Here is a 24,255-nt window from a genome sequence, read left to right as displayed (position 1 = left end):
CCTCCCTCTGATTATGTAAGAAAAAATACCATTTGTATCTCTCAATATACTGAAAAATGCTGAAATAGACAATATCTTGTCTACTTAACAAATGGTATCATCGCACAAAATCAAAGTCAAGATTAGATCAATTATTTATTTATAATTATTATAAATAAAGTATTAGGCTTTGCGGATTGCTGCAACAATCAGGTCGCCCATTTCAGTTGTACTGATCGCTTTGCTCTTATCCACGGCGATATCACTTGTACGGTGTCCTGCATCCAATACTGCAGCAACTGCCGCTTCGATTGCAGCAGCAGCATCCTCATAACCAAAGGTTAAGCGGAACATCAGGGCCAGCGACAAGATTGTTGCGATCGGGTTCGCAAGCCCTTGTCCGGCAATATCAGGAGCAGAGCCGTGAACGGGCTCGTAGAGACCATAGTTGCCGTCACCCATCGAAGCTGAAGCAAGCATACCGATAGAACCTGTCAGCATAGCAGCCTCGTCGCTCAAGATATCACCAAACATGTTCTCAGTAACGATAACGTCAAAGCTAGATGGACGGCGCAGCAGCTGCATTGCGCAGTTATCAACCAGTACATGCTCTACCTCTACCTCCGGATATTCTGGAGCAATCTTATTCACAACCTCACGCCACAAACGTGAAGTTTCAAGTACATTCGCTTTATCAACACTCGCCAGTTTATTACGGCGCTTGCCGGCAATCTCAAAAGCTTGGCGGACAATTCGTTCTACTTCCATTACGTTATACACACAGGTGTCCACAGCTTCTTCACCATGTTCTCCTTGACGGCGCAATTTATCTCCGAAGTAAATCCCGCCAGTCAGTTCGCGAACTACCATAAGATCTGTGCCTTCCAGGACTTCAGGCTTCAAAGTCGAAGCATCCTTAAGACAGTCAAATACGACAGCTGGACGCAGGTTGGAGAACAACCCCAGTGCTTTGCGAATTCCAAGCAGTCCGGTTTCGGGACGAAGCTCCTTTGGATTATTATCCCATTTTGGTCCACCAACAGCACCCAATAACACAGCATCTGCGCTACGACAGATTTCAAGGGTATCTTCCGGCAGCGGAGTGCCCTTCTCGTCTATTGCGATACCGCCAAATAATGCGTGCTCTGTTTCAAAAGCATAACCGAATACTTCTTCTGTTACTTTTAATACTTTTTCCGCTTCTGCTACAACTTCTGGTCCAATACCGTCCCCTGCGATTACGGCGATTTTTTTAACTTCACTCATCTCAGTCACTCCTCAAGTTTTCTGCTCTAACAGACATAGTTCTTCTTTATATTGTTGTATCATACCCAGTCGTAAAGGACAAAGATATAGATTCTATTGAGCTGATAGGTATAGCCTATAAATAGAGAGGATCAGACCACCACCGTCAATGCTGAGCACATTTGCTCTTAGTTCTGAAGATGTTTACAATTAATATGAAGTCATCTATCAAAGGAGTGAATGCGAAGTGCATTATACAAAGCTTGGCAAATCCGGCATGAAGGTCAGTCGCCTATGTCTAGGAACGATGAATTTTGGCCCACAGACGGATGAAAAAGAAGCCTTCCGCATCATGGACGCTGCACTGGATGCAGGTGTTAATTTTTTTGATACCGCTAACATTTACGGCTGGGGTGAAAATTCTGGCCTGACTGAAACCATTATTGGACGCTGGTTTAAGCAAGGCGGCGGGCGGCGGGAAAAGGTTGTACTAGCCACCAAAGTTTATGGAGCCATGAATGATAAACTTGATGGTCCTAATGATGAAGAAAGATTATCCTCATATATCATTCGCCGCCATCTTGAAGGGTCCCTGCAGCGTCTTCAGACCGATCATATTGAATTGTACCAGATGCATCATATAGACCGCAGTACGTCCTGGGAAGAGCTCTGGGGGGCTTTCGAGCTGGCTGTGAGTCAAGGCAAGATTGGTTATGTCGGTTCCAGTAACTTTGCAGGCTGGGATATCGCCATAGCTCAACAAGAAGCTAAGGCTCGTGGTTTTCTTGGACTAGTCTCAGAGCAGCATAAATACAGCCTGACCTGTCGGCTTCCTGAACTTGAAGTTTTGCCAGCCGCTCGCCATCTGGGGCTAGGTATTATTCCTTGGAGCCCACTCGATGGAGGTCTTCTCGGAAGAAATGCACTCAAAAAAATAGAGGGCAGCCGAAGTGGCGGAAATGCAGATCGTGTAGAGCAGCACAAGAGCCAGCTTGAGGTTTTTGCCAGCTTATGTATGGAGCTGGGAGAACCACAGGATAATGTCGCTCTTGCTTGGTTACTGGCTAATCCTGCTGTAACTGCTCCAATTATCGGCCCCCGCACCCTGGAGCAATTTGAGAGTGCGCTGCGCAGTCTTGAGATTGTGCTAGATGAAGCTGTGCTTAAACGACTAGATGAAATATTCCCTGGACCCGGCGGTGAAGCCCCTAAAGCGTATGCTTGGTAGGTAAGTTCTATCACAAAGGAGCTGAGGCCTCAGCAGAATCAATACGCTGAAGCCCCAGCTCCCTTTTATTCATTCTTATTCAGCTGTGTCCACGGTCACACTTCCATTACTCGTGCTTAAGTCCACAGTATAAGTGGCTTTACCAAGCACAGCGGTACCATAGCTATCGCCGTCCCGATCCCAGGGTACATTCCCCTTCAGCGAGCCATTGCTTGTATCTGCAATAATCTTCGCATCCGACACGGCCGGCAAGCCCACTATAATCTTTCCGTTACTGGATGTACACTTCCAGTTTCCGGTCACTGCTGAGTTTATAGTAATTTTGCCGTTGCTGCTCTTGGCTGACAACGCCCCATCAATGTTATCCAATACTATGGCTCCATTAGAGCTCACGAGTTCAACTTCACCTTGGATATTCTGTACGGATAGTGACCCATTGCTGGTATGCGCATCCACTTCGCCGACAATATCATGAATATTTAATGCACCATTACTTGTCTCAACCTCTATACCTGACTTTAGATTCCAGGCTTCTATAGAGCCATCACTTGTCTCAACCTCAACAGCAAGGTTATTGGGTGCACTTACATTTAGATAAGGACTTTTGGTATTGAATCCAAACTGAATGTTAGAGAACCAATTATGATCGGAATCAAGCTCCATAATCAGTGTATCTCCTTCAGTACTAACCTTCCATTTCTTTTCCAGTGCACTTTCAGCATCACTTTGCGATTTTCCAGGCAGCAGTAAACTTCCCTCATAATCCAAAGAGCTTCCAGCTACACCCTCAACCTTTACTTTTCCACTCGGAAGTACGATTTTGAGCGTCGTAATATTCTCTTTCACTTCCACATTCCCACTAAGCGGAGTTAGATGTGTATTACCGATCAGATTGCTGAGTGAACCTCCCGCCATTACTGTCTGAGCACCACTTGCTCCGATCAGTACAATAATTAACAGGATGGCCCAGCCGCTTACACGGCTTTTGACATCGGATTTGATAAAAAGTCTTATCAACATCTCAAGTCCGAATAAGACCAACAACGCTGGCCATAAAAAACCAAGCACCTCATAGCTGATCATATCATACTGAGCCATCACGATAATGACACCAAGGGCAATGCAGCCCAAGGCTGCTGTGAAACTTCCTATTTTCCATCTCCCCATAGTTAAATCCCCGTTTCTTATGCTCTCGTATTGTTCCTTAACATCTTTAGTCCGTACGCAATCAGACCCACTGATAATAAGATCGTGCCGATGTTGATCTCAGTCAGCATATCCCAAAGGGTAGGGAAAGCTGTGATTACCAACATGAGGAATCCAGCAACAACACAGCCGATTCCCACCCAAGCTGGATTGATCTCTTCATGCGGATATCCAGGCATAGAGGACATACCCATGGTCCAAGGGGCTCCGAAGCTGTCTGGATGAAACATCATTCGTTCGTGTTCAGCAGCAGTTATTTTCATCCAAGCCGCCTTCTGCAGGGCATCAAACAATTGATAAAACCACAGCGCCGCCAGGGCAAACGGGAAGATCAAGGGCTCGGACGGAATAAACATTATACATAAGGACGCCCCGATCATAAACTGTAAACCCTGCTTTTTAAAGCCTAAGTACAAATGACCTACTCCAGGTACCATAGCCAGCATAAAAGTGAGCCAACGTCTCTTCTTAATCATAATATATCCTCCTAAAATTTGGGTAGCAAAACTTTAGCCAATTTAAACATCTATTAATGGTCAATTATTTTATTTCTATCTCCCAAAGCCACCAAACCACTGGGTTACTGAATTCGACATATGGCCGTTTATTTCGGTAATGCCATAGGCCAAATTCTCAAATACCCCAAACTGCAACAATAACAAACTGAGGCAAGCAGCCACTCCATAATGAATCCATGAGGTTTTTGGGGCAGAACGACGTCTTACATTTGTCGCCTTAGTCGCTCGTGATCTGCGCCCTGTTTCGAGCTGCTCAATATGTGTCATAACATCTGCTGCGAGATCCGGGAAGTCCATCTGCGCCTGCAGCTGTTCTCTGTCAGCATCCATTTCCGACCACAACTCCGACATTGCTTTGGCTTCCTCCAGCCACTCTGCGCAATCAGGACATGACTCTATGTGCAATCGGATACTCAGCTCCATCTCTGGAGACAGTAGGCCGTCTATATAATGTGGCATCCATTCCTTCACTATTGCACAATTCATCGCCATTCCTCCCTTTGTTTACGCATCATCTGTCTGGCTCGATAAAGCTGCGATTCGATTGTTTTCACGGAAACTCCCTTTTGCTCTGCAATCTCTTGGTAGGAATTCCGCTGAAAATAGTACAGCTGGACGACCGACCGGTACGGTTCCGCCAGACTGTTCACATTCTCTCCTAATTCAGCTGATGTTTCCTGCTCAAGTACCTCATGCTCCGGAGTTTGAGACGTTACCCAATCATTTTCTGTGTAATCAGCTGCACTTCGGTACTTCCACTCCCTATCGTTGGCCCGTTTCCAGTCCAGACAGGTGCGGTAGGCAATCCGATACAGCCATGTCGAGAAGGAGGACTGTCCTCTGAAAGAGGGGAGCGCTTTATATGCTTTTATAAAAACCTCCTGGGCCATATCTTTGGCCGATTCGGCTTCCCCTGTGATTTTGACGCATACTCTGTATACCATGCCTTGGTAACGTGTCACCAAATGCCCAAAGGCTTGATGTTGACCGTTCAGCACAGCAGCAATCCATTCTGCCTCTTCCAGCTTTCTCCCCTCCTTCACCTTCATAACGTTAGACGCCAGACAATCCTTCCCCCCTGCAACCTATGCATAAATTTTTTTGAATTTTTTGAAATAGGCCGAAGAGAGGAATATATAGTTTGTTGTCGAATAATGTTTAACTACTATGACTAAAAGAAAACTCTTCTTAATTATCGCATTGTTTCTTATTATACTCACTGGATTTCGTATCCTATGGGTAATGATTTCTCCACACACCACACAACCACCATTGATCAATGGGGTGTTGGATTTACGGGATCAAAATTTGAATCCGGACAAACTTCTTATTTTAAATGGGCAGTGGGAGTTCTACCCGGGTATGCTGCTTCCTTCATTCAACGAACAATCTCTAACTTCTGCTCCTACAAAATATATACAAGTCCCGGGGAACTGGAAAGATGCACTTAGCGATAGCGATAGTGATAAATCGGCTTATGGCTACGGCTCCTATCGACTACGTGTGCTTACAGATAATAATAAGAAGCAATCTTATAGTCTTCTCATTTCCGGAGCTCGCTCTTCTTCAGAAGTGTATATCAATGGTGAACAGCTGGGCAGCTCTGGCACTCCTGCTGAGAGTAAAGAGCACTATATCCCATACATACTGCCTTATTCAGTATCCTTTACAACCGATAAAAGTGAACTTGAAATTGTGATCCATGTAGCCAACTATTCCTTTTCCCAAACGGGAGGCATTTCTAAAACGATTGTATTTGGCAGCGAAAAAGCTTTAACACAGGAAAGACTGCTCTCTATTAGCCTACAGTTGCTATTATGTGTTGTACTGCTGCTGCACGCTGTATATGCTGTTATTTTATATATAATTGGGCTGCGGCAAAAGATGTTGATCTATTTTTTTCTGCTGGTAATATCCGCTATAACTACTGTACTTATAGATGATGACAGGCTTTTATTGCACGTACTTCCCTTGAACTATCAATGGAATTTCAAACTATTTTTTATCTCTTATATTGCTGTATTTATTTTTATCCTGCAGACAAGCAAACATCTTTTGTTCGCGGATTTAAAAATAAAAAGTATTCGTATCCTAACCATCCTGTCCATAGTAGACATCCTGTTCATATTATTTGGACCCGTTGTTCACTATTATGAATTTCACACACTGATTTTCGGCATAAATTTATTAGTTTTAGCATTAGGTGTCGTAATTCTTTTTCTGAGATCTATTGTTAAAAATTACGAAGGCTCTATTTTCCTGTTGTTATCCATGCTTGCCATCGTTAACAGCACACTTTGGGGAATGTTCAAGAATTATAACTGGGTCAACGTTACCTATTATCCTTTTGATCTAATTATCGCCTTTTTGTGCTTTGCGACTTTTGGATTTAAGCGATATCACTGGAATACTAAGGAGACAGAAAAACTGGCGCACAGCCTGCAGAGAAGTGTTACGCAAAAGGATGTTTTTTTGGCTAACACCTCACATGAATTAAAAAATCCGCTGTACAGTATCATTAACATTGCCGAAACTGTTCTGGACAGCGAGCGTGACACTGTAACGCATCAAAATGCTGAGAATTTAAAACTGCTCATTACCGTTGGAAGACGTATGTCCCTTCTGGTAGACGATCTGCTGGATCAATCCCAGCTCCGTGAAAGCAATATACAATTGCAGCTCAGAGAACTTAAGATTCAATCCTTCGCAGTGGGTGTGCTTGATATGTTCAAATTCTTAACAGAAGGGAAATCTTTAACCTTAATCTCAGAAATACCAGATTCATTCCCTTCTATTGTGGCTGATGAAAAAAGACTCATTCAGATCTTGTTCAATCTGCTTCAAAATGCTGTTAAATATACGACTGTAGGCACGATAAGAATCCATGCAGATATTCATAAAAAATCGGCGCAGATTCATATTACGGATACTGGTCTTGGCATGAACGAGGAGACGTTGCTCAGAGCTTTCCAGCCCTATGAACAGGGCGACTCCAGCATGAACGAAGTTAGCGGTGGCATCGGGCTTGGATTAAGCACCAGCAAGCAGTTAGTTGAACTTCACGGCGGGAAAATAAGTGTAGTCTCTACACTTGGAGAAGGTACTACCTTCACATTCACAATGCCGTTATACGATTCAACCAGCCGGGTATTGAATTCAGAACTGCCCTCTATGACTGAATTCTCGGACACGCCATCTATGATCACTTTATCCAAATTAACCGCGCCGGGTATCGTTTCATCAGCCCATGGCAGGAGACCCAAGCTTCTGGCTGTAGATGATGATCCGGTTAATCTAAAAATACTTACCAACGTACTTTCCATCAAGGACTATGAAATCGTTACGGTGACCAGCGGAAACGATGCTTTACTATTGCTGGATACCGCTCAGTGGGATTTAATTATTACAGATGTAATGATGCCACAAATGTCCGGGTATGAACTGGCGCATAGAATTCGTGAACGTTACACCATTGCTGAGCTTCCCATTTTGCTTCTGACGGCACGAAACCAACCAGAAGATATTTATACCGGATTCATTTCAGGTGCAAATGACTATGTAATGAAGCCTATGAATGCAATAGAGCTGAAGGCCCGTGTACGCTCCTTAACAGATCTAAAACAGTCCGTAAACGAACGGCTTCGTGTGGAAGCTGCCTATCTTCAAGCGCAAATACAACCACATTTCTTGTTCAACACATTAAATTCAATATCCGCGCTGGCCTCTTTTGATATTAATAGAATGAGTCACCTTGTGGATGCCTTCAGCTCTTATTTGCGTTTAAGCTTCAATTTCCTGAATGCTGAGCCTATGATACCGATTGAACGAGAGCTTGAGCTTGTTCATGCCTACCTCTACATAGAGAAGGAGCGCTTTGAAGATAGGATGACCATTCATTGGGATTATGAGGAAAGCTTGCATTTTCAGCTGCCGCCTCTGACTATACAGCCACTGGTTGAAAATGCTGTCCGGCACGGTATTTTGAGTCGCTCCCAAGGAGGAACGGTGTCCATAACCATCAAGGAACAAGCTGGCGATATTGAAATCACGATATCAGACAATGGCCAAGGCATGAAAAACGAACAACTCCAGCAGTTGCTCAGCAATCCGTCTAATGATGTACGAGGAATCGGATTTTTAAATACACATAAACGGCTGTTGCGGGTCTACGGAAAAGGGCTGCAGATTAAAAGCTCCGAAGGGAAAGGAACTTCTGTGAGTTTTATTATTCCTTCTGACAAAAAAAATCCGATTCGAAAACTTTCTGATTAACAGACAAACTATTGTGAACCCAAATATCAAGTAAGGATTCGACGTATTTTTGGCTAAAATACTATATCTGAGTGGTGATTAATAATGATTCAGGCAATATTAGTTGACGATGAACGGCTTGCCCTTGTGAAATTAGAGTTTATGTTAAAAAAAATACCATCCATACATATAGCCGCTTCCTATACGGACCCCTCGCAGGCCATTCAAGAGGCTCCGTCTTATCATCCTGACGTTATTTTTATTGATATTGAAATGCCTGAAATTAATGGTCTTCAAGCTGCCGAGATGCTCCAAGAGACCTGTCCAAACGCAAATATTATCTTTGTTACCGCGTATAACCATTATGCTGTGGAAGCCTTTGAGATCAATGCGCTCGATTATATTTTGAAGCCTGTGCGAAATGACCGACTACTGAAGGCCGTCCAACGGTTAGAAGAAAGATTGTCACTTGCCCCAAAACTCATCATTGCAACAGAAGAGGTAACCATTCGTTGTCTTCAATCGCTTCGTTTTGAACGAGGTGGACAATCTCTGAATAATCTGCGTTGGAGAACCTCTAAGGCCCAAGAGTTATTTGCTTTTTTGCTCCATAATCGCAACCGCTTTGTAAGTAAAGACATGCTGATTGAACTGCTGTGGCCTGACTTTAATCTGAAAAAGGCTTCTACCCATCTCTATACAACAATTTATCAAGTCCGGCAATGCTTAAAGCAGAATGAAGTCGACCTGCATATCAGCAACCTTAGCGGGGGGGAAGGCTATACCCTTGAAACCGGATCAATGTTGATCGATGTAGATAAGTGGGAACAGGGGATTCTGGCTCTGGAAACCATTAGTGAAGTTAATTGTGCGGAGCATCAAGTTTTATTCGAGCTTTATTCTGGAGATTACTTTGACGATTATGATTATTTATGGGCCGAAAGTGAGCGGCAACGCCTTCGTACCATTTGGCTGCACCATGCAATGGGCATTGCCCAATTTTATATAGAAAGCAACAGAATTGCCGAAGCCGTTACTGTCTATCAACGAGTAGTGCAGCTGCAGCCTTATTTTGAACAAGGGCATTTAGGATTAATGAAGGTCTACGACAGTATTGGAGAACGTTCCGCTGTGGAAGAGCAGTACAAGCTGCTCAAGGATTTGTTCCAAAAGGAACTTAACCTTGGCCTTCCAGCCAGCGTTGAGCACTGGTACGAGCAATGGGAACAGTTTAACCATAGAGTGCGATGAGCTAAATACCCTATCAAGACATAATAAAGACACCCGGTTTTATCCGGGTGTCTTTATTATTACCTTCCTAGTTATTACGTTTGAATCGTCTTGTTAATACAAACCCTAGTAGTACCAGACTTCCACCTACCAAGTAGATCGGAAATGCGCTGTCTTCTCCCGTTTTCGGAAGCTGAGTCGGTTTATTGCTGTTATTTCCTGGCTTAGTAACTGTACCCTTTGGTACTTCCTCCACATCAATCTCTATAAGGATTTCTTCTTCATTTCCATTCTCATCTGTAACAATAATGGTGAACTTATCTTTACCAATATAGCCCGGATCAGGTGTGTAGACCCATTTGCCATCCTTAGTAATAATTACTTTACCATGTCCCGGCTCATCTCCCAGGCTTGGCACTCCCCCAAGTGGAATTTCACCTTCAATAGGAACATCTTCATTGGTAATCTCTTTCTGCACAGGTGGAGTTACCTGCGGAACAACAGGCGTACTAGTTGCCACAGGCTGGCTTGGAGTAGCTGTGGGCGTAACCGTTGGCGTTGCTGTCGACACTGGCGTTACCATCGGTGTTGGTGAAGGTGTTGCCACCACAACTGGTGTTGCTGTTGGCGTAGAAGTAACGACTACTTCCGGAGTCGGTGATGGTGTCCAGATAGGACCTGTCGGTTCCTCTGGCGTCGACGTTGGTGTTGCTGTCGGCGTCGACGTTGGTGTTGCTGTCGGCGTCGACGTTGGTGTTGCTGTCGGCGTCGACGTTGGTGTTGCTGTTGGCGTCGACGTTGGTGTTGCTGTTGGCGTCGACGTTGGTGTTGCTGTTGGCGTCGACGTTGGTGTTGCTGTTGGCGTCGACGTTGGTGTTACTATCGGCGTCGACGTTGGTGTTGCTGTTGGCGTCGACGTTGGTGTTACTGTTGGCGTCGACGTTGGTGTTACTGTCGGCGTCGACGTTGGCGTTGCTGTCGGCGTCGACGTTGGTGTTGGTGTTGCTGTTGGCGCTGGCGTTGGTGTTACCGTTGGTGCTGGCGTTACGGTCGGTATAGGCGTTGCTGTTGGTGTCGGAACTTTGTTTTTTACCTCAAGGCTTATCCCTGTCGTCGAAGAAATAGTCACTTCATGTGGTGTTTGATCAAGAACATAACCAGCAGGCGCTGTTTTCTCAATTAATACATATTTCCCACCTGTCAGTTTAGTAAATTCAAGTATCCCGTTGGTATCCGTAGTGCCTTCCTTAATCCAGATCTTATCGGCATCAACTACGCGATACAGATCAAAAACGGCCCCACTTAACACCTTACTCGTATTCCCGTCTTCTACTTTGGTAATCGTCAACGGTCCTCTTACGCCGCTTCCTGTACCGGAGCCGCTAGAGAGCTTAACGATAATTTCCTCGGTGCTTACACCTGGAACTACCTTGATGTTTTTACCATCAAAACTAACCTGATTGGTTACTTTATCATTGTTCTGTGCTGTGATCAGGGAATCATATTTTAAAATATAAGCTTCGGAAATATCCTTCAGGAAACTAAGCTTAAAGCTTTCTTTTCCGTCATTATCCGTTGTGATTTCCAGCTTATAATCTGTACCACTCACCAATTCTTGGTTGGTGGATGTTACATCCCCATTGCTCGCAACTTTCGTTTTGTAGACATGGAATGTATTGGACAGCAGGATTTGATTGTCGCTTGGAATATCCGTAATTACCGCTTCTTTTACAAAAGATTGGTTACGGTTGATGTAAATTGTCCAATGAATTTTATTGCCATCCTGCGCACCTTCTTTGTTAACGTATTCCCCGCCCTGAGGGATATTAACAGAAGCTTGCAGTTTAGCGGACTCTACTTTCGTACCGTCATATAACGTAGCTGTATTTTTAATTTCATTTGAATCAATCGCTTGATCCGCGAACGTTGTTTTGAAAGTGACGTAGAACGCATAATTAATCGTTTTATTAAATGTCACCTTCAGCTCACTGCCATCCAGCTCCACTTTATAATCAGCGGAATTCACACTAGCTTGCGGAGAAGGATTTCCATCCTTTCCATACTCCCATTTATTCACTTTCACAGAATCCATATTTACAACTTGGCCAGCTGAAATGGTATCAACCAGTTGAGCTTGGCTTAACGTTTTCTGATTATAATTAGCCCCAATGTTCCAAGTGATCTCCTTAGTTACAGCATTGTAGGAACCACTCTTCTTCCCATTGTTTTTAACCTCATCTCTTGGATTAAAGGTTGCGGTCGCTTCTTTATGCTTAGACTCCTTCACCCCATTAACCGTTTCTTTCCAATCGAGTGCACCTGTATTAGTGAATTGAGTTTTGCCCGGAGCCAGCCAATCATAGTTAAAGCTTGTTGTATAAGTAATTGTGTAAGGCTCATTTATCGGCGCATTAAAAGTAATCACAAATCCATCGTTTACTGCAACCGGATCATGCGCATTGTAAACAACACTATGGACGGTAGCAGTTCCACCTTTAGTTGGTTGAACCTTTAATGTACCCGGGACAAGCTTTAATCCGGCATTGCCAAAAGTATCTGTCACCACTAAATTTTCCATAGTCTTGCTGTCATCGTTAATTTGGATAGTCCAATCGAGGGTCTTAGTCGCATAATTAACGTTGCTATAATTTTTATGGAGAATTTGCTGCTTGATATCACTGTAACCCGTTTCTGTTTTTCCATCATAAGTAATCTTGTTCGTAATCTTGCCATCATCAAATACTCTGCCATTTGCCTTTGTCTGATATTCAATACGGTAGGCAGAATTAATATCATTGTTAAATTTCAGATCAAAACCATTTAATCCCGTTGCAGTTGTTGGAGTTATTGTATATTCGCTTGAAGCGATTTCCGCGCTTTTAACCCCGTTGCCATTACTGTCGATCGTTACAGGATAAACTTTAACCGAGCTGAGAATCAGATCTTGGGTGTTATTGAATGTATCCTTCAAAATAGCATTTGCCGCTAAAATTGTTTTTTCATTGTAATTGAAATTAACAGCCCAGGAAATCACCTGATTCGCTGCATCGTATTTAGTGGACTCTTTCGATAGTGGTTTGCCACGTCCTACTGTAACTGTAGTGCTAGCCTTTTTAGAAAATCCGTTATCTCCTGTTAAGACTGCCTCATTCAAAAAGGTTTTCGCATCTACACCAGTACCAGTAATATCCGTAGAAAAGCCAATCCGGTAGGCCTTAGTAAGCGGGTTATCCGCAAATTTCAGCTTTAACTCTCCCAAAGTGGATCCTGTCACATCATACTTGCTGCTGTCCACTATATTGCCAAGACTCACAGTCCCATCGACCTTCACATCAAGCTCATAAACAGCAATAGATACCGTATTCAGTGATAATCCCGCAGGGAGTGTGTCTGTGACAACTGCATTTTTTACGCTTTCCAGTGCCTTATTCACATCAACCGTCCAAGCGATGCTTGTTGGGTTATAATACTGCGGCTTAGGCGAACCGTCTTTTTCTATAGTAGAGCTAACCTTCGGCTTAAAATTAAGCTCAATGGTCTGAGTACCGCCTTGTATCGGGAAAATCAGGGTTTGCTTCGTGGAGCCAGTAATCTTCTTGGAGCTCAAAAGCGACCTTACGGAGAAAGTCCCTCCCACTTTATCGTGGGTTTCGATATAAGCATTAAATGTAAATACAACGCGGTTAGTATTTTTGTCGACGGTATAAGTCCCTACAGGTTCATCGTCAAAAATAAGATCACCATTCAGATCGTTATAAAGTTCAAACTGTGTTGGAAGATCAAAGGTATAGGTGGACCCATCCTTATATCCATGCCCATCTGGAAGTGACCATGTATAGTTCAATTCCGAATAGGAATCAAGTTCATATACGCTTTCTGTAACCGTATTTGTGTATTTATCATCGGTGTATACAGCAAGCGTAACACTAGTAATGAGGTCATCTCCAATTACAGTACCGTTGCCACTCGCATATGCCTGCGAATTGACTCCAAAGCCAAAGCTGTAAGCCCATTGCGTCACAAGCAAGAATACTACGAGCAATGCGCTAATTTTCTTTTTTGATAACATTATTAAAAATGCCTCCTTTGTCACTCCGTTTATCGTGCTTTCCTAAGCTTTATCCTTTGAATCCCGTACTCTACTCCCCCGCATTAACCTCCTTGACTCTTTTTCATGATATAAATTTGCAACCTAACAACTATTGTAAATAGTCCATCTATACATAATCTGAACAGCATCCTATTACAGTCTTGGAGATCTTTTTATTGCAAAAAAAACAGGGATATGCGCAATAACTCGCATATCCCTGTCGTATTTACTACTTAGTGGAAAATAAAAATAACAACATTGTACATCTTATAGACTAGCGTGATCACGTTTGGTGTAAGTCTTACGCTTCTCCAGAAGCTTGTTCAGCGCATCAATATAAGCGCGGGCACTTGCTTCCAGAATATCGGTGCTAAGTCCACGGCCTTGTGCAGCTACTTCTCCCTGCGACAGTACTACATGAACCTCACCTTGCGCATCTTTACCACGGGAGACCGATTTAATCGAATAATCTCCAAGGGTAACTTCCTCATTCGTGGCTTTATCAATAGCATTGTAGATGGCATCTACTGAACCATTACCTTCTGCCTCAGCTACAATCGGCTGGTCTTCCGGACCCGCAATAATAACCTTGGCGGTTGGAACAGCTTCATTACCATAAGTAACGAACATCGTTTGCAGCTTAAAGACTTCTGGCGTATCAATTAATTTCTCTTCAATCAAAGCCAAAATGTCTTCATCTGATACTTCTTTTTTCTTATCTGCCAAATCCTTAAATCTAGAAAAAGCGGTGTTCAGCTCTTCTTCGGACACATCATACCCTAGATCACTCAACTTATCGCGGAAAGCGTGACGTCCAGAGTGTTTGCCGAGTACCAGCTTGCTCTCTTTAAGTCCAATAGTCTCCGGTGTCATGATCTCGTAGGTAGTTTTCTCTTTCAGCATCCCGTCCTGGTGAATACCCGATTCATGAGCAAATGCGTTAGCTCCTACAATCGCTTTATTCCCTGGAACCACCATACCTGTCAGCTTGCTGACCAGACGGCTTGTGCGAGAGATCTCGGATAACGTAAGCGATGTTTTTGCGCCAAAAAATTCAGCCCGTGTCTCAAGCGCTAGCGCAACTTCTTCAATCGCTGTGTTCCCGGCACGTTCACCGATACCGTTGATCGTTCCTTCGATCTGATCTGCACCATTCTGAATCGCAGCCAGCGTATTTGCTGTAGCCATACCAAGATCGTTATGACAATGGGCACTAAGCTGTACGCGTTCAATATCAGGCACATTCTCTTTTAGATATTTAAAGATAGCTCCGTACTCCGAAGGATTCAAATAACCTACAGTATCCGGGATATTAACAACATTAGCGCCTTCCCGGATAGCCATGCCGACCATTTCAGCCATGAAATCATACTCCGTACGGCCCGCGTCTTCTAATGAAAACTCGAGCTTAGGGAAATATTTTTTAGCGTATCGGATAGCAGACTGTGCAGTTTCCAACACCTGAGCCTTATCCATCCGTAGCTTATGCTGGCGGTGAATAGGAGATGTAGCTAGAAAAATATGAATACAAGGGTCCTGCGCTCCCTGTAGTGCTTCTTTTACAGCATCAATATCTGTCTCTCTAGAACGAGAAAGGCCGATTACCGTGACGTTCTTCACAGCTCTTGCCACCGCATTAACAGAAGCTAGATCACCTGGAGAAGCTGCAGGAAAACCCGCTTCCATGCGATCAATTCCCAGCTTCTCTAACTGGTAAGCGATCTCCACTTTCTCACGCGTGTTGAGGTTCACACCTGGTGACTGCTCTCCATCTCGCAGTGTCGTATCGAACACATAAATTTTCCGCATGCTAAGCACCTCCCAAAAATTGTGCTGAAACTTTCAAATGCGGCTCGCAAAGTCACGGCCGCATTTGAAGGTAATACTATTTAATCATAAGTATGATTATGATTATTTCTTAATCCAGTGCATCATTTCACGCAATTGGCTACCTACAACTTCTACTGGGTGAGCAGCTTCGTTGCGGCGAGTAGCGGTAAGGAAAGCACGTCCGGATTGGTTTTCAAGGATAAAGTCACGAGCGAATTTACCTTCTTGAATATCTGTCAGAACAGCTTTCATAGCTTTTTTAGTATCTTCAGTTACAATGCGTGGTCCAGTTACATAGTCACCGTACTCAGCAGTGTTACTGATGGAATCGCGCATGCTGGACAATCCGCCTTCGTATACCATGTCAACGATCAGCTTCAATTCGTGCAGACATTCGAAGTAAGCCATTTCAGGAGCATATCCTGCTTCAGTCAATGTTTCGAAGCCAGCTTTGATCAGTGCGGATACACCACCGCAAAGTACAGCTTGTTCACCGAACAAGTCAGTTTCGGTTTCTTCACGGAAAGAAGTTTCGATAACCCCTGCACGTGTACAGCCGATACCTTTTGCATAAGCAAGACCGATTTCTTTAGCTTTTCCAGTTGCATCTTGTTCGATAGCAATCAAGCCAGGAACGCCAAAGCCTTCAACATAAGTACGACGAACCATGTGACCTGGAGATTTTGGTGCTACAAGCAGCACGTCTGCATCTTTAGGAGCAACGATTTGTCCAAAGTGTACGTTAAATCCGTGGGAGAACATCAAAGCTGCGCCTTTTTTGAGGTTTGGTTCTACTTCATTTTTATATACCGAAGCCTGTGTTTCATCTGGCATTAGGATTTGCACAACATCTGCACGGGATACTGCTTCAGCAACTGGCAATACTTCAAAACCGTCATTTTTCGCAGTTTCAAAAGATTTACCTTCACGAAGACCGATGACAACTTGAAGACCACTGTCACGCAGGTTTTGTGCTTGGGCATGTCCTTGGCTACCGTACCCGATTACCGCAATTGTCTTTCCTTTTAATACACTAAGTTCTGCATCCTGTTCATAGTACGTTGTAACTGCCATTGTCAATATCCTCCTTTAATTTGAGACCCATCATAAAGAGCGGGTGCTTCAAGAGAACTGGATTCATAGAAGATCTAGCTGCTCCTCAAGCTCCCGCTCTTTAGCGGGAAGTTCATTCATATCATATCAGATTAATGCAATCAAGCAGTAATCCGTTAAAGTCGCAAAATAAAATATTTAAGAGTTACCGCGTACCATAGCCGTAATACCCGTGCGAGACAGCTCTCTGATTCCATAAGGTTTCAAAAGCTCGATCATCGCATCAATCTTCACTGTATCTCCAACTACCTGTACTAACAATGTAGTGCTGCCAATATCAACAACTGAAGCCCGGAAGGTTTCTACAACGCCCATAATTTCCGGACGCTCACTTGGATCAGCATTCACTTTAATCAGAGCCAGCTCACGAGCAACCATTGGCTTAGATCCAAGATCAACGACTTTAATTACATCAATTAACTTGTAGAGCTGCTTCTCGATTTGTTCAAGCGTATGCTGGTCTCCAAGAGTAACGATAACCATCCGGGACAATCCAACCTCTTCAGACTGGCCAACCGTAATACTCTCAATATTAAATCCGCGGCGACCGAACAAACCCGACACCCGTTGAAGCACACCCGGCTGGTCATTTACGAGTACAGAAATCGTATGTCTTGTCACTGTTATTCATCCCCCATCAGCATATGATCGATGGTTGAACCTTGAGTTACCATCGGGTAGACATTCTCGTCTTTTGGAACAACGAATTCTACCAATACTGGACCCGGTGTTTCCAGTGCCTTCTGCCATGCATCACGTGCTTCTTCCTTATTCGTCGCCCGTAGACCTTTTACGCCATAGGCCTCAGCCAGCTTAACGAAGTCCGGACTGCCTGCGAGATCTGTAAAGCTGTAACGTTTATCATAGATAAGATTCTGCCATTGGCGAACCATGCCAAGCACCTGATTGTTAATTACTACAATTTTGACTGGTATATTGTTAATCGCACATATTGCTAGCTCTTGGGAACACATTTGCATGCCGCCATCACCATTAATCGATACTACCAACCGTTCAGGATGTGCCATCTGTGCACCGATAGCTGACGGGAATCCGAAGCCCATCGTTCCAAGACCACCTGAAGTAATCCATGAACGCGGATGATTGAACTTATAGTATTGTGCAGCCCACATTTGATGCTGACCAACATCCGTTGTGACAATCGCTTCACCTTTAGTGGTGTCATTGATCATTTCAATCACCCATTGTGGTTTAAGCTCTGTTTCTGAATCCTTATACCGAAGCGGCTGATCTAGCTTCCACTGAGCAATCTGTGTTCTCCAAGCATCAGCATTAGATGCGCGGCCAACCTCAGGATTCAGCATTTCCAATACAGTTTTCACATCGCCTACAATCGGAATATCAGGCGATACATTTTTCCCGATTTCTGCAGGGTCTATATCGATATGCACGATTTTGGCTTTTGGCGCGAAGCCGTCCAGTCTGCCAGTAACACGATCATCAAAACGTGCACCGATATTAATGAGCAAATCGCACTGTTGAATCGCATTATTCGCGGTATACGTACCATGCATACCCGGCATTCCCATCCAAAGTTCTTCTGCACTAGGGAAAGCTCCGAGACCCAGCAAGGTTGTAGTAATTGGAATCTCTGTCCGTTTCACGAATTCGAACATAGCTTCATGTGCTCCGGAGTAAATAACTCCACCACCTGCAATGATAATCGGACGTTCAGCAACCGCAATCGCACGAACCAATTTATCAAGCTGCAGTTTGTTTGGAACTGTACAAGGATTGTAGCCCCGAAGATTCACTGTTTTCACTGGTGTGAACAACGTCTTCGCTGCTGACACGTCTTTCGGAATATCGATCAACACTGGACCTTTACGACCGGTATTCGCCACATGGAAAGCTTCATGTATAACACGCGGGAGATCCTCAACATCTCTTACAAAGTAGCTATGCTTAGTAATTGGCATCGTTATCCCGGTAATGTCTGCTTCCTGGAAAGCATCTGTACCGATCAGGCTGGAGAATACGTTACCTGTGATTACAACCAATGGAGTGGAGTCCATATATGCTGTAGCAATACCTGTTACAAGATTCGTTGCTCCGGGACCCGAGGTAGCAATACATACCCCTGGTTTGCCACTTGCTCTAGCGTAACCGTCAGCTGCATGAATAGCACCTTGCTCATGACGTGTTAACACGTGATTGAAATCCGTAAAACCGTACAATGCATCATAGATGTACAATACAGCTCCACCCGGATATCCGAATACAGTGTCTACACCTTCTAATACAAGGCTGCGGAGTAATATCTCGGAACCGGAAATGACCTCCGGCTCCATCCATTTTTCTTTTAACTGCTCAGTAGACCGTAATTCCGGTATTTGCGCGCTCATCAGTATTCCTCCTCCGATATTTAACATTCATTATGCAAATGACGGACCGTCCTTTATACATCAGCAAATGGTTCCTTATAAAACAAAAAAACCTTTCGCCTCCCACGCACAGTATTAGCGCGTGAGGGACGAAAGGTTGATCTTCCGTGGTACCACCCATGTTTGCATTACATCTCGCGATGCAACGCCTTATCAGGTATACAAAAATCCATCGATGTAGGCAAGGGCCCTAATCTCTGTAACCTGAAGTCCCTAACGCGGACTAAACGATTTCCCCTAATAATTCCACCACTCTAGCCAGTGGACCTTTCAGGAAAACAGCTCCGAGGTGAGCTCGTATATAAGGGATTTCGGTGGAGGTTGCAGCAGATCCTCACACTCTCTGAGCAAAAGAGCCCTTAAAACTTCGTCCTCATCATTGCCGATACATGTATGTTCGATAAAATGTTTAGACACATTATATGATTCCTAACATGGATAAGTCAATACCCTTATTTTTAATATTGTCACAACTCCTACTTCTACGTGCTGGGAACCCCCACCCCGCTCCCGACATATGATGTACGACAATGCGTAGAAAGGGGGCGCTCTATGATCCGTTATCGTCGACCCAAGCAGGATGACGTCATTATCCTTGATTTAATCGAGCGACAGCTTGTACCATTATCTCATTTGCCAAAGACTGAAATTGCCAAAATCAAAAAAGATATCCCCCGTCGTCTGGGACACGGTATCACCTTAGTCGCCTGTCCCGACTATGAGAGTGATCCAATGGGGTTTGTCCATTTCCTGCTGCATGGTGATTTACTTTATATCGATATGTTAGCCATAGCACCCGCAGCACGGCGCAAACACTTGGGGAATATGCTCATGGATCGAGCAGAACGATTTGCACTATCACGCGGATGTCATCGGGCTAAGGTATCCGTCGATTTAGGAAATACAGCAGCTCTTGCCTTTTATCAAAAATTGGGCTACAGCGTAGCCCGTTATCAATCCCTAAGCTTCTGTTACGAACTGGAAAAAAGGTTCATCTAATTAAATCAAAACTCAACTGAACTTAAAAGAATCCGAAAGGTGGATAGGGTGTGCCTCCGTACCCATAGCCTCCATAAGGATTGCCATAGCCAGGACCTCCACCATAAGGCACTCCACCGCCATAGCCACCACCAAAAGCATAAGGTGCTGTACCAATGGCAAGCAAATCAAACAACACTAAAGGAATGATTGCTTTGGTTTGTACTTTTTTACCACTTACGCGTTGTAATATCAGACGATTTCCGGATACACGCAGCAGTTTACCTGTCACCTGAGTACCGTCTTTTTTTACTGCAATGATCTGCTTACCTACGAGTCTCATAACTTGCTTCTTCGTAACTGGCTTAGTCATATGATCCCCTCCTAAATGTTTTGTACGCCTCTCATTCGCATCATCTACAAAACAGTCTATTCGTTGGAAAGGACCTTCGCCTGTACACTTGCCCTCCTACCTCAATGTTTATCCTTGCTGATCCTAATAAAAAAGCCGTATTTCCGGGAAAAGACCGGAAATACGGCTTTGAAAAGTTACATTTCTATCGCTTACCAGGATCGTATGGCTGTCCTAATGCCTTAGGAGCAGAGGAACGGCCTACAGCCCCTACCAGTACGATGATAGTCAGTACATAAGGGATCATAAAGATAAACTCTTGAGGAATATTTTGTGACCACTCATACAATTGAACATAGTTGCGAATCGCTTGGGAGAATCCGAAGAATACCGCTGCACCAAAGGCACCAAGTGGATTCCATTTCCCAAAGATCATCGCTGCAATGGCGATAAAACCTTGACCAGAGATTGTATTATGTCCAAAGGTTCCGGTCGTTGTTAAAGTGATTGTAGCCCCACCAATACCCGCCATCAATCCACTCAACATTACACCGATATATCTCATCCGATTAACTTTTACACCTAGTGTATCTGCAGCACTTGGATGCTCACCTACAGCACGCAAACGCAATCCAAATGGCGTCTTAAACAGAACCAAATAAATAACGATGACCAGTATTATGGCCAGATAAGTTGTAGGATAGGAATTAAAAATCCCTTCACCAATCACTGGGATTTTGGAGAGCCCAGGAATTGCAACCTTGCTGAATCCGTCAATGATCGGAGTTTCAGCAGATCCATCAAACAGGAGCTTTACCATGTAGAGCGTGCTGCCTGCAGCTAAAAAGTTAATAACCGTACCACTAATCGTCTGATCAGATTTAAAGGTTATAGATGCAACCGCATGAATTAGTGAGCCTAGCACACCAACAGCTATAGCACAGAGTACACCAACCCAAGGAGCCCATTCGCCCATTCCAGCGTCCTGAGCATAATAACCGCCTACTGCTGCCGCAAAGGCACCAAACATCATCAAACCTTCAAGTCCAATGTTTACGACACCGGAACGTTCAGAGAAGATGCCGCCAAGTGAGGCAAAAATGAGCGCTGTGGAAAAAACAAGCGTTGTATTAAGCAGTTGACCTAACGTCTGCAGATCCATCTATAACACCTTCTCTTTCTTGCGCTTGAAGTAAAAGGGCTTAAGCACCCAGCGCACAATCCCTTGTGCCGCAATAAAGAATATGATTGAACCAATAACGATACGAATAAGCTCCGGTGGAACATCTGCAGCAAAACTCATACCCGCAGAACCATAAGTCAGCGTACCGTAGAGAATCGCAGCCAGAATAACACCAAGTGGATGTGTTAAACCAAGAAGAGCAACGGCGATACCATCAAATCCATATCCTGGCGATGCCGCGAAAATAGCTTGATAATGGAATACACCAAGCACCTCTCCTGCTCCGGCCAGACCGGCGAATACACCACTTATGAACATTGCCTTCATAACGTTACGTCCAACATTCATCCCTGCATATTCGGCAGCATGTGGATTGTAACCAACTGCACGCATTTCGTAGCCCTGCTTGGTCTTCCATAAGTACACATAGAAGAATACCGCTGCAGCAAGAGCAATAGCTGTACCCCAGTGTAGACGTGCATTATCAAATATCGAATTCAAAAAGGTCATGGAAAGTGAAGCCGGAATATCCTCGGAACGATTTTGTCCTGGAAGCAACAAAAAGTTTCTAACGATATAATTCGACAGGTAAAGAGCGATCCAGTTTAACATGATTGTGGTAATAACTTCATTAATCCCACGTTTTGCTTTCAAATAACCGGCAATCCCTGCCCATAAACCACCGCAGAGACCCGCAATAATTACAGCAAGCGGGACAAGCAGGAAGGACGGCAGACCTGCCATCTTAATACCCACCACTGTTGCCGCTGTCATACCAATCATTACTTGGCCATCTGCCCCGATATTAAACATCCCTGAACGGAATGCGAAAGCTACGGCTAGCCCTGTAAGCATTAATGGTGTCATTTCGCGCACAGCTTCACCAAAGTTATACAAATTACCAAACACCCGTTTGAACAGTGCGGAGTAAGCAGTTATCGGATCATAACCGCCCAGAAGCATAACTATTGCTCCCACAAGAAAACCAAGCACGATGGCAACCAGAGGAACGATGTAGCTGTCAGTTGTGAAGATTTTTTTGAACTTATTCAACTGCCTTACCTCCCCGCTGCAAGCTGCCTGCCATCATAAGACCCAGTTCCTGATCATTCGTATCTTGCGGGAACACTTCACCGACAATTTTCCCTTCATAGATAACAGCGATTCTGTCAGAGACGTTCATAATCTCGTCCAATTCAAAGGAAATAAGTAGAACAGCCTTTCCTTGATCACGCTGAGCTATGAGTTGCTTCTGAACAAATTCGATAGCCCCAACATCTAGACCGCGTGTAGGTTGTGCGGCAATTAACAATGTCGGATTTTTATCTATTTCCCGCGCAATAATCGCTTTCTGTTGATTTCCGCCGGATAAAGAACGGGCTTTGGTCTCTATTGAAGGTGTACGTACATCAAATTGCTCTATAAGCTTCGCTGCGTACTTATCAATGACATCATTTTGCAAAAAGCCATTTTTGTTGTAAGGACTCTTATAATAAGTTTCCAAAACCATATTCTCACTCATGGTGAAATCAAGCACTAACCCATGCTTGTGGCGGTCCTCAGGAATATGAGAGACATTCATCTCTGAAACCTTCCGCGGTGATAAATTAGCAATTTCATTGCCAGACACGGTAATCGAACCCGAATCAATTTTGCGCAGACCTGTAATGGCCTGGATCAACTCACTTTGTCCATTGCCATCTACGCCAGCAATCCCGAGAATTTCCCCTGCTTTAACTTCAAAGCTAAGACCATCCAGTACGGAGACCCCGTCTTTACTCTTACTGCTGACATCCTTCAGTTTGAGTACAGATTGACCAACCTCAGGAGCTTTCTTGTCCACTTTGAAAGTTACGCCACGCCCAACCATTTTTTCAGCTAGCTCATTAGGGTTAGTCTCTGCGGTATTCACAGTATCAATTACTTTCCCACGTCTAATAATGGTGACCCGATCAGATATTTGCATGATTTCTTTAAGCTTATGCGTGATCAAAATAATGGATTTTCCCTCTGCAACAAGCCGCTTCATAATCGCCATGAGTTCCGTAATTTCTTGAGGCGTAAGTACTGCGGTCGGCTCATCAAATATGAGAATATCCGCTCCACGGTACAGGGTCTTCATAATCTCTACCCTTTGCTGCATACCTACCGAAATGTCATGAATAACGGCATTTGGATTCACTTGCAGGCCATATTGCTCCGATAGCTTCCGAACCTGTTCCGCAGCGGATTTATAGTCAATTTTAAGACCTTTTTTCGGCTCCATCCCAAGAACAATATTCTCGGTCACCGTAAAAGGCTCCACAAGCTTGAAATGCTGATGAACCATACCAATACCAAGCTCAATAGCTTTATTGGGGTTATCAATAATAACCGGTTTCCCGTCGATTTCAATACTGCCTTCATCCGGTTGATACAATCCAAATACAATATTCATTAAAGTGGACTTGCCTGCACCATTCTCACCAAGCAATGCAAGAATTTCACCCTTTTTAAGCGTCAAGCTAATGGAATCGTTAGCAACAATACCGGGAAAGCGTTTTGTGATTTGCTTCAACTCTACGACAGGAGCCGCAGCACTCATGGAATCACCCTCATCACAGAATATATAACTACCTTATAGACACGGATGTACCGCCCTTTGTAA

General features: G+C 44.1%; 18 protein-coding genes. 4 read left to right on the top strand and 14 right to left on the bottom strand.

Going from position 1 to position 24,255, the window contains the following annotated elements; all coding sequences use genetic code 11:
* Window positions 1-162 precede the first annotated feature (162 nt).
* Entirely contained in the window at window positions 163-1,245 is a 1,083-nt protein-coding gene (gene leuB, locus NYE72_RS06465) for a 3-isopropylmalate dehydrogenase (protein ID WP_036680106.1), read from the bottom strand.
* Between the two features lie 226 nt (window positions 1,246-1,471).
* On the opposite strand from leuB, the gene NYE72_RS06460 reads away from it, so the two are divergent.
* Window positions 1,472-2,452: an aldo/keto reductase gene (locus NYE72_RS06460; RefSeq protein WP_339211565.1), complete on the top strand. Its 981-nt coding sequence runs from the start codon at window positions 1,472-1,474 to the stop codon at window positions 2,450-2,452.
* A 75-nt stretch (window positions 2,453-2,527) separates the two neighbouring features.
* Here NYE72_RS06460 and NYE72_RS06455 read toward each other — a convergent pair whose 3' ends face one another.
* The 4 genes from NYE72_RS06455 to NYE72_RS06440 form a co-directional block, all read right to left on the bottom strand.
* A complete protein-coding gene (locus tag NYE72_RS06455; RefSeq protein ID WP_038569223.1) occupies window positions 2,528-3,619 on the bottom strand; it encodes a DUF5668 domain-containing protein in 1,092 nt (363 codons plus the stop codon).
* A 17-nt stretch (window positions 3,620-3,636) separates the two neighbouring features.
* Complete coding sequence (locus NYE72_RS06450) at window positions 3,637-4,134, bottom strand: hypothetical protein (protein WP_036680114.1); 498 nt, start codon at window positions 4,132-4,134, stop codon at window positions 3,637-3,639.
* A gap of 75 nt (window positions 4,135-4,209) precedes the next feature.
* The gene (locus NYE72_RS06445; protein WP_038569222.1) at window positions 4,210-4,662 is read right to left on the bottom strand and encodes a zf-HC2 domain-containing protein; all 453 of its coding nucleotides are present in this window, start codon (window positions 4,660-4,662) and stop codon (window positions 4,210-4,212) included.
* Window positions 4,659-5,225 carry an RNA polymerase sigma factor gene (locus NYE72_RS06440; RefSeq protein WP_051491104.1) on the bottom strand — a complete coding sequence of 189 codons (567 nt, stop codon included), beginning with the start codon at window positions 5,223-5,225 and terminating at the stop codon, window positions 4,659-4,661. The genes NYE72_RS06445 and NYE72_RS06440 overlap by 4 nt, the downstream gene beginning before the upstream one ends.
* Window positions 5,226-5,484: 259 nt before the next feature.
* Between NYE72_RS06440 and NYE72_RS06435 the strand changes: the two genes are divergently transcribed.
* The gene (locus NYE72_RS06435; protein ID WP_339211563.1) at window positions 5,485-8,448 is read left to right on the top strand and encodes an ATP-binding protein; all 2,964 of its coding nucleotides are present in this window, start codon (window positions 5,485-5,487) and stop codon (window positions 8,446-8,448) included.
* A gap of 84 nt (window positions 8,449-8,532) precedes the next feature.
* Window positions 8,533-9,678: a response regulator gene (locus tag NYE72_RS06430; protein ID WP_051491105.1), complete on the top strand. Its 1,146-nt coding sequence runs from the start codon at window positions 8,533-8,535 to the stop codon at window positions 9,676-9,678.
* 67 nt (window positions 9,679-9,745) lie between these two features.
* On the opposite strand, the gene NYE72_RS06425 is transcribed toward NYE72_RS06430, so the two are convergent.
* From NYE72_RS06425 to ilvB, 5 genes are all read right to left on the bottom strand, one after another.
* Window positions 9,746-13,726, bottom strand: coding sequence for a collagen binding domain-containing protein (locus tag NYE72_RS06425; protein ID WP_339211561.1), 3,981 nt, complete (start codon window positions 13,724-13,726; stop codon window positions 9,746-9,748).
* A gap of 288 nt (window positions 13,727-14,014) precedes the next feature.
* Entirely contained in the window at window positions 14,015-15,556 is a 1,542-nt protein-coding gene (locus NYE72_RS06420; protein WP_036679482.1) for a 2-isopropylmalate synthase, read from the bottom strand.
* A gap of 102 nt (window positions 15,557-15,658) precedes the next feature.
* Window positions 15,659-16,651, bottom strand: coding sequence for a ketol-acid reductoisomerase (ilvC, locus tag NYE72_RS06415; RefSeq protein WP_036679485.1), 993 nt, complete (start codon window positions 16,649-16,651; stop codon window positions 15,659-15,661).
* A 177-nt stretch (window positions 16,652-16,828) separates the two neighbouring features.
* Window positions 16,829-17,317, bottom strand: a complete 489-nt coding sequence (gene ilvN, locus NYE72_RS06410) for an acetolactate synthase small subunit (protein ID WP_170914191.1) — start codon at window positions 17,315-17,317, stop codon at window positions 16,829-16,831.
* Entirely contained in the window at window positions 17,314-19,056 is a 1,743-nt protein-coding gene (gene ilvB / locus NYE72_RS06405; RefSeq protein WP_036679490.1) for a biosynthetic-type acetolactate synthase large subunit, read from the bottom strand. The genes ilvN and ilvB overlap by 4 nt, the downstream gene beginning before the upstream one ends.
* A gap of 591 nt (window positions 19,057-19,647) precedes the next feature.
* Here ilvB and NYE72_RS06400 point away from each other — a divergent pair.
* Window positions 19,648-20,094, top strand: coding sequence for a GNAT family N-acetyltransferase (locus tag NYE72_RS06400; protein ID WP_036679492.1), 447 nt, complete (start codon window positions 19,648-19,650; stop codon window positions 20,092-20,094).
* A gap of 22 nt (window positions 20,095-20,116) precedes the next feature.
* On the opposite strand, the gene NYE72_RS06395 is transcribed toward NYE72_RS06400, so the two are convergent.
* The 4 genes from NYE72_RS06395 to NYE72_RS06380 form a co-directional block, all read right to left on the bottom strand.
* Window positions 20,117-20,446 (bottom strand): hypothetical protein, encoded by a 330-nt coding sequence (locus NYE72_RS06395; RefSeq protein WP_036679494.1) that lies wholly within the window; start codon window positions 20,444-20,446, stop codon window positions 20,117-20,119.
* A 184-nt stretch (window positions 20,447-20,630) separates the two neighbouring features.
* Window positions 20,631-21,587, bottom strand: coding sequence for an ABC transporter permease (locus NYE72_RS06390; RefSeq protein ID WP_036679496.1), 957 nt, complete (start codon window positions 21,585-21,587; stop codon window positions 20,631-20,633).
* A complete protein-coding gene (locus tag NYE72_RS06385) occupies window positions 21,588-22,661 on the bottom strand; it encodes an ABC transporter permease (RefSeq protein WP_036679498.1) in 1,074 nt (357 codons plus the stop codon).
* On the bottom strand, window positions 22,654-24,192 hold the full coding sequence (locus NYE72_RS06380) for an ABC transporter ATP-binding protein (RefSeq protein ID WP_036679500.1): 1,539 nt from the start codon (window positions 24,190-24,192) through the stop codon (window positions 22,654-22,656). The genes NYE72_RS06385 and NYE72_RS06380 overlap by 8 nt, the downstream gene beginning before the upstream one ends.
* Window positions 24,193-24,255: the final 63 nt, after the last annotated feature.

This window comes from Paenibacillus sp. FSL L8-0333, assembly GCF_037965665.1.
Lineage (GTDB): Bacteria > Bacillota > Bacilli > Paenibacillales > Paenibacillaceae > Paenibacillus_AQ > Paenibacillus_AQ odorifer.
Note: the sequence above shows the minus strand (reverse complement) of the source record. Positions and strands in the feature narration are given on the sequence as shown.